At 41.0% G+C, this 12,742-nt stretch carries 13 protein-coding genes; all 13 read left to right on the plus strand.

Annotated elements, in window-relative coordinates; genetic code table 11:
• Positions 1-10 precede the first annotated feature (10 nt).
• Positions 11-517, plus strand: a complete 507-nt coding sequence (locus NYE25_RS29875) for a hypothetical protein (protein WP_341147567.1) — start codon at positions 11-13, stop codon at positions 515-517.
• Between the two features lie 57 nt (positions 518-574).
• Positions 575-1,078 (plus strand): hypothetical protein, encoded by a 504-nt coding sequence (locus NYE25_RS29880; protein WP_341147568.1) that lies wholly within the window; start codon positions 575-577, stop codon positions 1,076-1,078.
• A 57-nt stretch (positions 1,079-1,135) separates the two neighbouring features.
• Positions 1,136-1,669, plus strand: coding sequence for a hypothetical protein (locus tag NYE25_RS29885; protein ID WP_341147569.1), 534 nt, complete (start codon positions 1,136-1,138; stop codon positions 1,667-1,669).
• Complete coding sequence (locus tag NYE25_RS29890) at positions 1,666-2,028, plus strand: hypothetical protein (protein ID WP_341147570.1); 363 nt, start codon at positions 1,666-1,668, stop codon at positions 2,026-2,028. Before NYE25_RS29885 ends, NYE25_RS29890 begins: the two co-directional genes overlap by 4 nt.
• Before the next feature lie 14 nt (positions 2,029-2,042).
• Entirely contained in the window at positions 2,043-2,594 is a 552-nt protein-coding gene (locus NYE25_RS29895) for a hypothetical protein (protein WP_341147571.1), read from the plus strand.
• On the plus strand, positions 2,581-3,561 hold the full coding sequence (locus NYE25_RS29900; RefSeq protein ID WP_341147572.1) for a hypothetical protein: 981 nt from the start codon (positions 2,581-2,583) through the stop codon (positions 3,559-3,561). Before NYE25_RS29895 ends, NYE25_RS29900 begins: the two co-directional genes overlap by 14 nt.
• Positions 3,562-3,641: 80 nt before the next feature.
• Entirely contained in the window at positions 3,642-4,832 is a 1,191-nt protein-coding gene (locus tag NYE25_RS29905; protein WP_341147573.1) for a copper amine oxidase N-terminal domain-containing protein, read from the plus strand.
• 333 nt (positions 4,833-5,165) lie between these two features.
• Positions 5,166-8,156 (plus strand): DUF5704 domain-containing protein, encoded by a 2,991-nt coding sequence (locus tag NYE25_RS29910; RefSeq protein WP_341147574.1) that lies wholly within the window; start codon positions 5,166-5,168, stop codon positions 8,154-8,156.
• Between the two features lie 41 nt (positions 8,157-8,197).
• Positions 8,198-8,581, plus strand: a complete 384-nt coding sequence (locus NYE25_RS29915) for a WXG100 family type VII secretion target (RefSeq protein ID WP_341147575.1) — start codon at positions 8,198-8,200, stop codon at positions 8,579-8,581.
• 109 nt (positions 8,582-8,690) lie between these two features.
• On the plus strand, positions 8,691-10,802 hold the full coding sequence (locus NYE25_RS29920) for a hypothetical protein (protein ID WP_341147576.1): 2,112 nt from the start codon (positions 8,691-8,693) through the stop codon (positions 10,800-10,802).
• Positions 10,803-10,826: 24 nt separating this feature from the next.
• Positions 10,827-11,612, plus strand: a complete 786-nt coding sequence (imm47, locus tag NYE25_RS29925; RefSeq protein WP_341147577.1) for an Imm47 family immunity protein — start codon at positions 10,827-10,829, stop codon at positions 11,610-11,612.
• A 286-nt stretch (positions 11,613-11,898) separates the two neighbouring features.
• Positions 11,899-12,105: a hypothetical protein gene (locus NYE25_RS31380; protein WP_445667163.1), complete on the plus strand. Its 207-nt coding sequence runs from the start codon at positions 11,899-11,901 to the stop codon at positions 12,103-12,105.
• 23 nt (positions 12,106-12,128) lie between these two features.
• Positions 12,129-12,596: a contact-dependent growth inhibition system immunity protein gene (locus NYE25_RS29935; RefSeq protein ID WP_341147578.1), complete on the plus strand. Its 468-nt coding sequence runs from the start codon at positions 12,129-12,131 to the stop codon at positions 12,594-12,596.
• Positions 12,597-12,742 lie beyond the last annotated feature (146 nt).

Consider the following 12,742-nt stretch of genomic DNA (forward strand, 5'->3'; position numbering starts at 1 on the left):
AGATACAGGCATGGAGAATATAGCAAGCTTTTTGAAAACAACGATATCGATTCTGATCACGCTGGCCATTATATCATCCGGTCTGTTCTTGTGGGGGAAGACACAACCCGTTGTCGAATTGGCGAATAGCCAGGCGGCGGCACAGGCCAGGGAGCTTTCGGAGCAGCAATATTCCGCATTTGACAATCAGATCGTCAGTGGCTCTCAGATTCTTACGGCTTATCGGAGGTACGAGTCGCAGCAGGGCTTCTGCTTATACATTGAAAAACCATATGTCAATGGTCAGAATGAGGCTGAAAGAAGATTTAGCATGAATCCAAGTGAAAAAGGTTATTGCCGTGCGTTCGATTATTCCAGTGGGAGTTTCAAAGAGGGACCTGATTCTAGAGGCATAGATGTAAAAGAACTCTCGGAGGCTTCAGGAAGATATTATATTAGTCCGCAAGCCAGATTTAAGGCGAAGCTGATAAAAGATAAAAATGAGCGGATTGCAGCTATTTATTTCGTAGCGGAGTAGATGCGTAAAGAGCAATAAAATAAAAACTAGCTTCAAATAAGGTGAGGAGGAAACTTCATGGAGAACATCTCGACCGGACTTAAATGGGTTATTGGCATTATTGTTACCATTCTGATTATTGCCGCAGGCGTAAGTATTTATCTGGTTATCAACAACTACTTCATCCGCGCACAGGAACAGACTCTGGCCCAGACCCAGATGATAAATCAAGCGGAATTCAATAGCTATGATAATAAGGATGTATCCGGCCAAGATGTGATTAATGCGGCCATGCGGTATAAGGGACGTCCGCAGTTCGCGATTAAGATTTATACAGGGGAAAATAAAACTGAAGGATTTTATGCGGAAAATACTTATGGAGCTAAATATCCAGTTCCAGCTTCTAGTGGGAGTGTAGACTTGTCTAAAGATAGAGATGGAGCTGGAGAATTCAAAAGTGTTTCTCAAATGCTGGATATAGAAAGTGATAAATATAACATTAACACGCTTGGGCGCTTTAAGGCTAAAATTTACAGAGATAAGAACGAAGAGGTCAGGCTAATTGTATTTACACAGCCTTAAATTATTGTATCTGTATTCTGCTTTATGAATGTAAAAATAAGGGATTGGTGAGCAATTATGGAGAATATTTCTACCGGACTGAAGTGGGTGATTGGTATTATTGTTACAATTTTGATTATTGCCGCAGGTGTCAGTATATATCTTGTCATTAATAATTATTTCATCCGTGCCCAGGAGCAGACCCTGGCACAGACTCAAATGATTAATCAAGCGGAGTTTAACAGTTATGATAACAAGAATGTCTCTGGCCAGGATGTTATTAATGCAGCAATGAGATATAAGGGACGTCCGCAATTTTCCATTCTGATAAAGACTGGAGTAAATACGAAAGGATTTTATGCAGAAAATACTTATGAAACTTATTATGGCATTCCAACAGTAAGTGACACTAATCCTGAAGGTGGTTTTGTTAAGGAGTCGTCAGTGGAATCACATAGTGTGTCTCAGATGCTGGATCAAAGCAAAACAGGTGTTGAAAATGCTGAAAATTGCAATGTAAATACGCAGTCTCTTTTTAAAGCCAAAGTATTTAGGGATAAGAATGGTGAGGTTCGATTAATAGAATTTAATCAGGATGAAGCCACTAAATGAAAACTAGTACTCAATTTCTACTAACCCTCTTTGCTTGGATATTATTCGCCGTAGGCGGATTTACTTTTTTGCGTCTGGAGATGGAGAGTGTTGTTCCAAATAGTCACTATGAGCTGCCGACAGTTGCATCGGCACCTTACAAAGGGACAGGTGATTTGAACAAAATTAGCGGTGAGCAGGTCATCGGTATGATCCCTCCAGCACTGGAGGGGGAATATATTTTATATATTGATGGCATTGCAATTAATGAGGAAACGGACCTTACAGCAGTGGATTTACGTGGAGTGCCTGATGCTGCTTATCAGTTAAGAGTCACGCGAACCGATGAGATGATTACGGAAATCTCCGCCACCCGCTAGAAAGGAGGAGCCGCATGGCAGACGCGCTGAAAGGTGTAATTATTATTATTTTGCTGGCATTTGTGTTCGGAGTCTATCCGGCATTCCGTCAATCCGAAGTTGTAGAAAGGAATACTAAGCTCGCCGCCAATGCGGCTGTGGTGGAATTCGTGGATACCGTTCGTGCTAAAGGATACGTGGATACTTCCAATTATGAGCTGTTTCTTCATTCGTTGGATGCTTCATATGGTGTTTTCAAAGTGCAAATGGAGTATTACAAAAAGAATTTACAGCCCTTATATACGAATCCTGATGACTACTCTACATTCCAGAACAGCTTTAGTGTCCGATATGACGGATATTTCAGCAAGGATATTTTGGAAATCTTATATCCGCATTCAGGACCTTTACTGGCTGCAGATGATCCAAGTAGAAGGTTTACTATGCATGTGGGCGATCTGTTCAATGTCCGGCTGGAATCTGAGGGTACGACACTTGCCTCACGGATGCGATCGCTCTTGTTTCATAGTGAAATGATTCCGGTCAATTTGAAGTATGGGGGGATGGTACGAAGTGAAGCCCCTTAGTGTTGTGCTTATTTTTCTAATTCTGGTCATTCCTCTTGTTCTTATGGGTGACACTCGAGAAGATCTTCAGGTCTTTAATCAGGACATGTATAAACGCTATTCGGATGATTTTCAAGCCGCAGTGGATGATGCTGGTGATTATCTGTCACGACTGGAACAGCAGCCTACTATCACAGCAGTGCACTATGGGCGGGAACGCCAGTTGCAACTGGATCAGGATGTGCTAAGTGTTTTTTACAGTAATTTAGCTTTGAAATTTGGGCTGGAGAACAACCAGACTGAAATGAACAATTTAAAAATGCATATACCCGCACTGGTGATGTTTGGATATAGCGGCTATACGTTGGTTACTTTGGACGACACGGCTAGTGATAGCGGGAAGGATGAACTTAAGCCTGTGAGTTGGCCTGAGCGTCCCTATTACTACAAGCTTCAGAACGGCAATTTGCTTTATTTCACTTTGGATGACAATGCGCGGGTGTATGATACTAGTTCTAATGAATTCTATGAGGGGGAGTATACAGCCCTGGCGGCTGAGACCAATCTTAATCCTCTGACCTCTATAGAACTATTTCACGAAATCCGGCAGAGTACGATCACATCACTCGTTGAAAAAGACTTGGCAACAGCCATTAACAGACATTTGGAGCTGGTGAAACGAATGGGCTTGTCGGTGCAGTTCACACTACCCAGAGGACTGAAGGAGCAATCCATACAGGATGTAGGGATCATGGCTTTTATTCAAGGTTATCCGCTTCCTGGTGGAGAACTGCTGGATGCATATTCCTTAGGTGGTGGGGCAGTAATGCGACGAAAGGTTCTGATAGGTACCCGGAATTCAGCTGGGCGACATATTGCTTACGGAGAAAGCTGTGTACCCTCGGGGGTTACTGTTATAGAAAGTCTATTCGATCCAGAGGAGGCCGCGCGAAAAGGGTATTTTATTGAGGATTGTGCGGTTAGGTGATAGATGTGGGAGAAAAAGATTTGGTATGGAGAATAGGATCATCGGATTCTAAAAAAGTTTCATTGTGGAGGAGTAAGAACATGAGGGATTTTAAATTAAAAAGTCTATCAGCAATTACTAGATTAGAGAAGGCAATAAGAGGCATGACTATAGTCATGTGCGTGTTCGCAAGCTTAGTATTGTTAATCAATACAGCGGGAGCGGCAGGAACAGCTGCCAAAGCAGTGAACGTCATCATGGATGGGGAGAAATATCCATTGACAACCGGCCATCCCTATACAGAGAACGGGACGACGATGATTCCGTTCCGCATGATTTCGGGCAAACTTGGTACACAATCCAACTGGAACGCAGCTGCCAAGATGTTAACCCTGCAGCAAAAAGAAAACAAAATTGTGCTGACAGTAGGTTCTTCTTTTGCGAAAGTGAACGGGCAACCAGTAGCGCTTGGCGCCATGGTTGTACAAAAAGATGGAATGACGATGATTCCATTAACCGTTGTCTCTGATCTGTTATCCGCAGAAGTAGAGGTGGACGAGTTTACTCAAAGTGTACATATTCACATGCCGGGTAAAGATTTAGGGGAGCTTGATTATTTTGGAAGGAAGATACGTACGACTATCCTACCTAAGAACTATAAAAATTATCCATACATTCTGGAAGACATCCCAAATGAAATGTACGAAATGAAAAATTCCATAACATTCTATGATCCCAAGTATGCAATGACCGGATCGCTAATGTATAGTAGCAAAAAGATAACAAGTGAAGATATGGCCAAGATCATCAACCGTATGAAGATTGGGTATGATTTACGGTTGAACGTGGATTACAAAACGATTGATCCGGCAAGTTATGCAAAAGAATCTTTTAAGTACGAGAATCAGGCGATTTCTTACCGTGAGCAGAATATTAAAGAGTATGCCGAATGGGTGAAAAAGAACAAGATTCAAATAGAGGGATCAATCGATCCAGAGCCTTCAATGGTATATGACTCCGGTTTTGGTTGGTTCGTTCGATCCAAGTTCCGGTTCAGAATAAATAATTATACAGAGTATAAAGAATTGTTAAATGATACTTATCTCAAACTTGCTGATATCAGACTCTCTGGAAAATTAAAGAAGGGTGTCTGGTATGAAGGTTATGCTGATATAGCTATTTCTTCGAACTATTATGATGGTGCTGGCTATGATGGTGCTTACGGTGAAACTAAGAATTTAGATGGACTCTCCAGTTTGTTTGAAAATACTACCCTGCATGAAGTGAAGTGATGAAAGATGCGACGTAAATGTCTCCATTGCCTACTGTTTATTCTACTAATTTCTTTGTTGCTTTCGCCTTTGACTAGTCTTGTTGAGGCTGTCCCATATGCCAAGTTTGAAAATGGGGGTTTTTTATATACAACTACTTCCAATGAAGCCACCTCAAGTATAAGGTTCCAAACAGTAGGCTGGTATATTCATACCGAGCCAACGTGTGCGTCCTCTGAAGCTTATGGAGGTGAAGTACAATGTGATCCTACCAAATTAGCAGCTAATAAACATTTTAAATTACAGGATAATGGTGGAGGACATGTGACTTCAGAAACTATTGCAGGAGGGATAGTGACTACAAATTTCATGTGGACTGAAACCGAAGTGCTTCAGGCTATTAAACAAGCTAAAGCGGAACAAAATATTTCTGAAGGCACCCCGTTATACGCTAGCGCCATTATGCGGGTAGTGACGGGTCCCAGAAATAACCCCACCCAGGTTTCGGGACCCTTCCATACGCTATATCAAATAAAACATGCAGAGAGTTGGGCTCACCCCGAAGATTTTAGGCAATATTTCGATGTCGCTATAACCTTTAAAGGAAAAGACTATCCTGTTAATATGACTCTGAAGCTGTCGAACGGGACGGTGGTGAGGACTCAAGAAATAGGTAATTATAAAGCTGGCTATAATGTAATCAAATCTTTCCCAGAGACAGTTACCTATGGGGGGCAGACATATGCCATCACCAAATCCTGGCTTTCTCCGATCCTAAGGCCAGGTGAACAATTATATATTCAAAGTAAGGCTTCGAATGATCCTGCTGTGATTCAGCGTAATTTTAAGGTTTATGTAGGCGGAGTCAATATGGTAGCTAGCTACAAAAAAGACAATGACCCGCCTGAACCGGGGGAAGGCACAGGCGAGTGCACATACACCATTCAACCGCCTAACAAGATCGCTGCTCCGCAAACGTCATTTATGGAACCCAATGCGAACGGAGTGATTCTTGGTGACGACGCGGCAAATGGACGTCATTTTGATGTGTCATCGGGAATCCCTACATCAGAGAATCTATATGCCAATGCCTGGACAAAGAACTATTTATTTGAACATACCTTCGCCAATATGGCAGGTGAGATTCGTTATTCCTGCAGCGTAAAGGTTACATATCCGACGAAGTGGGACGAAGCGCAGCCGAATCTTCCGGGACCAAATGGAACATCGATTCCTCAATCTCCGCTTCCTAAAACAGGGAAATTTGATAAGACCTATACCTTTGACTTGACTCCAAAAGAATATGCGTACTGGCAGGTAGATCAGTTAGCTGTTTATCAAATCGATCGTGCCCAGATGGAGAACTATGCGCTGCCTGGAGGAGAAGTCACTCTATATCCTAATAATTATGGTTCGCCGACGGTCGAGCTTACCAATAATACAGAAGTAGAAGACCATGTTGTTCCCCAAGATACGGGAGGGATAGAATTCAAGCCAGAAGTGGTAGATGGTGGAGACCACGAACCGGGTCCTAACGATGTTGATGATACAGACGTGCTCACAGACCTTGCTGAAATGCAGACCAAAGATCCTGAGGTGCAGAATGACCGACTAGTATTTAACGGGGAAACGATTATGGATGATACCGTTGCTAACAAGATCGGGCCCACCCCAGGGAGGATACCTGATCCGCAAATCATCGGAGACGAGGTGCTTTACGAGGGCCAGTTGATGATCAATAGCGGTTTACTCAATCGGCAGAATACAACCAGCACGGGTACCATTTATTATACGATGCTGTCGGAGAACGTAGAGGGAAACGGAGATCAGGAATTTTCGATCTCTCCGATAAACTCCGTCACCGTGCACACACCGGTCGTCAACTACTCTCTTCTTCCAGACGATAACCGCCCATTCGATCAACGTATGACACCGGATATGACTAGGGCGGTGCTGATCTTGGATCGGCCGTTCATCATACATTTTACGGAGGGTGGCCAGCATCTCAATATCCCTGGGTACGGTAACCGGGATTATGCCAAATACACGAAAAACAAGCGGATTCAATTTCCGTTTGGTGTGTTTCAAGGCAGCCAGTATTACCCGGAGAATACCTGGATCTATATCCCTGTTGGAACACCGTCCATGACCTTTACTATGCCAACCTGGGTGAATGAAGGCGACTATACCATTCATACGCAGACTTGGGCGATTAACGCTCCATCAGATGGATCGGATCTTTGTGAGGTGAACTTGAACGGTAATTTGACGAATTACTGCGCTTCGGAGAGTTTTAATATTGGGGTCGTCGGTCGACTGTTCGATTTCCGGATTTGGGACATTGGGGATTTCCGGTTTGAGAAGGTGTTTCGAACGGGTGTCGGGACATTTGAGCATAGCAACGCGATGTATTATACCGGCGGAAATGATGAGAATGGCATACCGACCGATTTAAGCGGACAAACACAGTGGCAGCTGCCGATCCGCAAGGGTTCTCACCCCACGGAGCAAAGGACGGTACCGCATAACGGCTATTCCTTCCTGTTTGACTTTCGGACCATCGGGAACCTGTGGCAGCCGGGCGAGGGTATCCGGATCGAGCCAAGCTTCTATTTTATTCCGAAAAACGGAGGTACAGCGACACCCGTCGATCTGTACTATGATATTTCCGGCTCGAAGAATAAGATGATCGGCGTCGGCTCCCCAAAGGACAAGCTGAGCTACACCCGGACCTACCGCTTGGCGGATGGCTTGCGGAATATATCGAGTGGTGAATTATCGACGGCAGCAAGCTATGAGTACAACTATATAGTGACTCAAGCGGAGCGAGATAAGACGCCTTGGTTTAAGTTCTACAAACAGTATCTAAAGCGAAAAACCAAAATCGCGTACGGCTACGACATGGAAGTCCTGCCCTTTGAATCGAGAACTTTAGTCGGCCCGACCGACATCCCGAATGTAGTTAATCCGATCACAGCCGTCCGCAGCGTACAGCATTGGTACGGGGAGTATAACTTGCCGATTGCACCATATATCCTGCCAAAGGGAACAAACATCGTCACTCTGGCGAATCAGTATGGAGGCGCATTAGATGGGCATGAGAAGGAGTTCATGACTGGTGGTTATATTCTGGTGAATTTCCAAATCTATACGACTAAAAATGGAGATGCAGACACTCGTATTTTAGGCTACAAGGCACCGATTGCTAACATGTGGGCGATTGAAGGTCAGATGACTGGGAGCGCAGATGAAATGGGGCAGATGTTCTCTTTTTCCTCTGGGGATATCATTCTGTTCGAGTCAGATTATTCTGTGCGAAACGATTATCAGGGACAGGGTAGATAGAACTTGAAATAATAACTAATAAGGAAACTGGAGTTATAATAATGAACTTAAAAGATCTTATAGGTTTGAAAAATCATTTTTTAAGTTCATTTTTATATAAAAACAATCACTTAAAGGAGAGGTTAAGAATGGCAACAAGTAAAGTTACATTGAGTTATGATGGATTGGCTGGACAGGCAAAAATTATTAAAAATTACGGTACGGAAGTAGACGCATTGATTAAAAAAGTTATGACTACAATGAAAAATCTTAATAGTGTTTGGGAGGATGAGGCGGCAAGGGATTTTACAGATAAGGTGGAAAAATTGAAACCGACATTTGATAAGTTTGCAGAATCACTTCAGGATCTTGGAGATCATATGAATACTGTATCTACAAAGTATAAAGAGCTTTCAAATGCAGTTAAGAATTCGCAAAAATTCTAGTATAGTTTTTAAGTAAAACAAACTTCATGAGCTCCACTACATAAGAATGCAATTAGCTATGCAGAGTGCTGCATAGCTAATTTTATTAGAAGCAAGCAGGGGGAAGCACATGGCGTTAACGAAGCTTACATTTAACGTAGATGAAGTCGAGCGCCTGCAGACGAAAATAAAACAGGTAAGCCAGGACACCAACCGGCTGTATCTCCAATTGAAAGGTCAAGCTAGTAACTGGAGTGGTATCCCATTAGGATCAAACCAGGTGCAGGCGCAGATAATCATCAACGAACTAACGGTAGAAGCTGAAAAACTGGAAGACATCATTCGAGGCGCGATAAAAGGTGTTCAAGGCGCACAGGATGAGAACAAAAGGCAGGCAAATCAACTTTTTCAACAGCTCGGTGTTCTTGGTGGTATGTTCGAAAGGTTTGGGGGCGGAAGTGCAATAGGGAAGTCTTCTATTCCGACGACGGCTCAGAAAGCGGTCACGAATCTGATCACCTCACTTGCTACTCTGCTGGGTTGGGATGAGTTGAATAGTGATCCTATGGTGCAGAAGCTCCAGGCAACTGTTAAAAATTCAGGACTGGGAACGATCGACTCCATAGCCGCGCAAAGCAAGCTGAAGGATATCTACCTGGCGCGGGATCAGATCGCGAAGGCGCAGACAGCCTATGAGGTATATCAGGCGTTTGGAAATCAGACTCAAATGGACGCAATGCATAAGCTAGCGGAAGACGCACGCAAGAAGCTGAAAACCTTGGGTATAGACGAGGTCCAGTACCAGGCGGGTAAGGATCTAAGCACTTATTTTAAGAAACCAGTGGTAAAGGCATGTGATTATGATCCGTCTATCACTAGTAGAAGCGTACCACTAGTTCAGAATGAAGCGTATCAGTTGCTACTACGGACGGCAATGGAAAAAGGGGAGAAGGGAGCCTGGGCAAAAGGCCAACTGGAAGGCATTCAAACCACCATGGAACAGATGATTGCTACTGGAGTAAGTCTGGGTGTACACGTGATGACAAACCAAGGTGGAAAGGCTTGGGGAGATGTTATAAAATTGACTTCATCAGTCGCCCAACTGGATTCCTATAATCTGTTTAGAAAGAATAAACCGGAGGATCAAGCAAAACCCGAGGATTCTAAAAATGCCTTTTATAAATCGATAGACAGTTTTAAAGAGATTGGAACGGGTTTTGTAGGTACATTAAGAACTCGTGCGGATAAGGCCACAGACTCCCCCTATGACTTCTTTAACTGGTTAACATTAGGGATAACAGGAGATATTCCGGTCGGGATATATGAAGCAGCGAAAGATCGATCAGAGCATATGTTTGACTCAAAGGAGAAGTTTGCGGATTGGTTAACACTGGGAACAGTGGAGATGGCGAAAGGAGCATTTAATCCAGACGAAGCATGGTCAGCGGATCATTGGCTCAACAGTCTGGGAATGGTAACGTTGTTGTATGGTCCGGTAGAAAAATCTTTGCTTCCTACAGGAAGCGGAGGTCTAAAGCCTCCAAAAGGGTTAGATTCTGTAAAAGATTTTGAGGTAAAAAAACCGTTGCCGGCATTCAGCACAAATGAAGGTTTTCAATTCAAGATAAATAATCTAGATGTAGATACCCCGGCACTTCCACAGACTCCGATGCAAATCAATTTTAAGAATGAAATGGATCGGATTTTAAGAGAGAAGATGGAAGGGAAGAGTGAGAGTAATCATTCAATAAAGGATGTAGAAGTGAAGGCGGTTGAGGGGACGGGTGAAGGTAAACGGGCCTCAGGTAAGGATGTGTATGGCCCATATTATGATGAAGCAAAAAAATTGCATGAATCCAACCCTGATTGGTATCCTAACCCTGATGAATCTATAGTAGTTAAAGGTGAAGAATTGAAGCAAGCACGAGCAGACTATGAAGCATTAGTCAGAAGGGGAGAGCTTGAAAAAGGCCATCATGTTCAAGGCTTATCGTTTGGAGGAGAAAATGTAGATTCAAATATAAAAATTACAGGAGAATCAACTATCCGACGAGAAAAGCTTGAAGACTTGGATTTGGATTTTTATCATGAAATGGGTTATGGTAAAGAAAATGCTAAGGTATTGAAAATATTTCAAAATAAAAATGGTATTATTTTATTCGGAAATAATCCTACTCATACAGAGGTCACAGTGTTCCAAAATAAAATTTTAAAATGGCTTCGGGATAATGGCAAGAGATAACGAATTGAGGGTAGGTGAAAAGATATGGGCAATATTATGAATAGTATTTGGTTTGGAGAGAAATCAACTAAAAATATCTCAGATATTAAAGATAGTATTTTACAATCTGATACAGAAACGAAAGTTATATTAAATTTAATTGAACTCTTTAAGATAGGAGATTTTACACAAAAACCACTATTAATTCAATTAATGAATCAAACAAAAGATGATGCTGTATTAAATTTATGTATTAGAATTTTTTTCTCAATCTCTACACACGATGATTTAAGAAATTCTAATAACTTTCATTTATTGAATGAAGCGACAGAAGAAACGGTGAATACATTTGCGTCAGCGGCTACTACTTCACTCTCACTTTATGTAATTCCTTACTTGTTGGCCTTACTTGAAGATTGGGATGAGATTAGTGATACTTCACTAATCCTCAGAGATTCAATTGATTCTTTTATAAACTATGAAGAGCATTTAGGTGAAAATGTATCTGTAGATGAGATTGGCCAATATTATGTGAATATCAGTCAAGAGTACGATGTAGATAGTTATTATTTTAATAAAAAGTTAGCATTCCCTGGGGACTTGGCGAAAAGATTGATGGAAAGGGTTTTGATAGCGGCGAATAATGAAGAACCGCTAAGAATGGAGTTAATACCGTCTGTTTTATCTATTTGGACTGGTGTGAAAGTACCTGCTGAGTACAACACAGTAATAAATGCAAATAATTATAAAGATTTTATCAATTATATTAATGTACTTTCAAGTAAGAACTGGGAAAAGGGTCAAAAGTATTTTTACGGACACAAGTTATAATTTTTATTAATGGTGGTAACCGGAATATCAGGTTACCACTTTTTTTATTTCTCAATATCAAGAAACTACTTAGGGGACGGGTAATGGTGGTAGAATAATCTCAAGTGTTGATGATTTATCAGACACTGCAAGGTCAAAAATAACAACTAGCCAACAAGCGACTTTAAATCTACACGATAGGGTCTATACTCATGTAACACCAGATGATTTATTAGGTGCTGAAAAAGAATTAAATGGAATCCCACTCTTAAGGAAGGATGGTTCACTAGTATTGAGGGAGGATGGAATGCCATTTAATCATATGCAAGAAGTTTCAGACTCATATAGAGGATTGGAAAAGCTTAAAAAAAGCTATGATGGAATTATTAAAAATCCTAATTTAGATAGTGAATTAAGACAATTGTATACAAGTAAAATTAATGAGGTAAACGTTTCTATGAATAAAATAGAAGATATATTTGCTCCATTTGGAGGAATATTACCTCCAAAATAATTATCAATAAGGTGGTGTTGAATGTGTTTGATAGAACTAAAAAACTTAGTTTGTTCATATCTAAAGAAGTTTATGATAAAGCAGTTCAAAACGCAATAGATAACCCAGATAGTCCTTTAATAAAATGGTATCTAGATATTCTTGATAAAACGCTTAAAAACATGGATAATTTTGATCTTATACGATGTATAAGACAAAATATTTTTGTGGAAATGGTCGTTTTTGAAATTATTCAAAGAATGTTAAAGGATGATAATCCTTTTTTTGCAGAGGTTGATACAGTAGAATTAACGGAAAAATTATCATCTGTTGATTCTGAAATCTTAGAAGTAAATAAAGAATCATTAATTAAAATCATTAGTCTAATCATAGACAATGATCTAATTAATAAATCAGAAATTTGGTTATATGAAGATGAGAAGGATGAGTATAGGACATATATAAATAAAATTAATCAGAAAATTAAAAGTGGGCTATTGATAGTTTTTTGAACTGAATAATAGCTAATGAAGATATCAAGTTCCTCAGCAATTTATTGTACAGTGAAGATAACGATCATTTTATTAGAGAAATCAAAAATATAACTAACACATTGTTTCTTCATATTATTTCAGCCAATTATAACTGGAATAGTGGA

This window comes from Paenibacillus sp. FSL E2-8871 (genome assembly GCF_038000345.1).
Lineage (GTDB): Bacteria > Bacillota > Bacilli > Paenibacillales > Paenibacillaceae > Paenibacillus_AQ.

What these genes read in the sequence shown, in the direction of transcription:
- NYE25_RS29875 (WP_341147567.1), top strand. Translation starts at nt 11, where the DNA reads ATGGAGAATATAGCAAGCTTTTTGAAAACAACGATATCGATTCTGATC.
- NYE25_RS29880 (WP_341147568.1), top strand. Translation starts at nt 575, where the DNA reads ATGGAGAACATCTCGACCGGACTTAAATGGGTTATTGGCATTATTGTT.
- NYE25_RS29885 (WP_341147569.1), top strand. Translation starts at nt 1,136, where the DNA reads ATGGAGAATATTTCTACCGGACTGAAGTGGGTGATTGGTATTATTGTT.
- NYE25_RS29890 (WP_341147570.1), top strand. Translation starts at nt 1,666, where the DNA reads ATGAAAACTAGTACTCAATTTCTACTAACCCTCTTTGCTTGGATATTA.
- NYE25_RS29895 (WP_341147571.1), top strand. Translation starts at nt 2,043, where the DNA reads ATGGCAGACGCGCTGAAAGGTGTAATTATTATTATTTTGCTGGCATTT.
- NYE25_RS29905 (WP_341147573.1), top strand. Translation starts at nt 3,642, where the DNA reads ATGAGGGATTTTAAATTAAAAAGTCTATCAGCAATTACTAGATTAGAG.
- NYE25_RS29915 (WP_341147575.1), top strand. Translation starts at nt 8,198, where the DNA reads ATGAACTTAAAAGATCTTATAGGTTTGAAAAATCATTTTTTAAGTTCA.
- NYE25_RS29920 (WP_341147576.1), top strand. Translation starts at nt 8,691, where the DNA reads ATGGCGTTAACGAAGCTTACATTTAACGTAGATGAAGTCGAGCGCCTG.
- imm47 (WP_341147577.1), top strand. Translation starts at nt 10,827, where the DNA reads ATGGGCAATATTATGAATAGTATTTGGTTTGGAGAGAAATCAACTAAA.
- NYE25_RS31380 (WP_445667163.1), top strand. Translation starts at nt 11,899, where the DNA reads ATGCCATTTAATCATATGCAAGAAGTTTCAGACTCATATAGAGGATTG.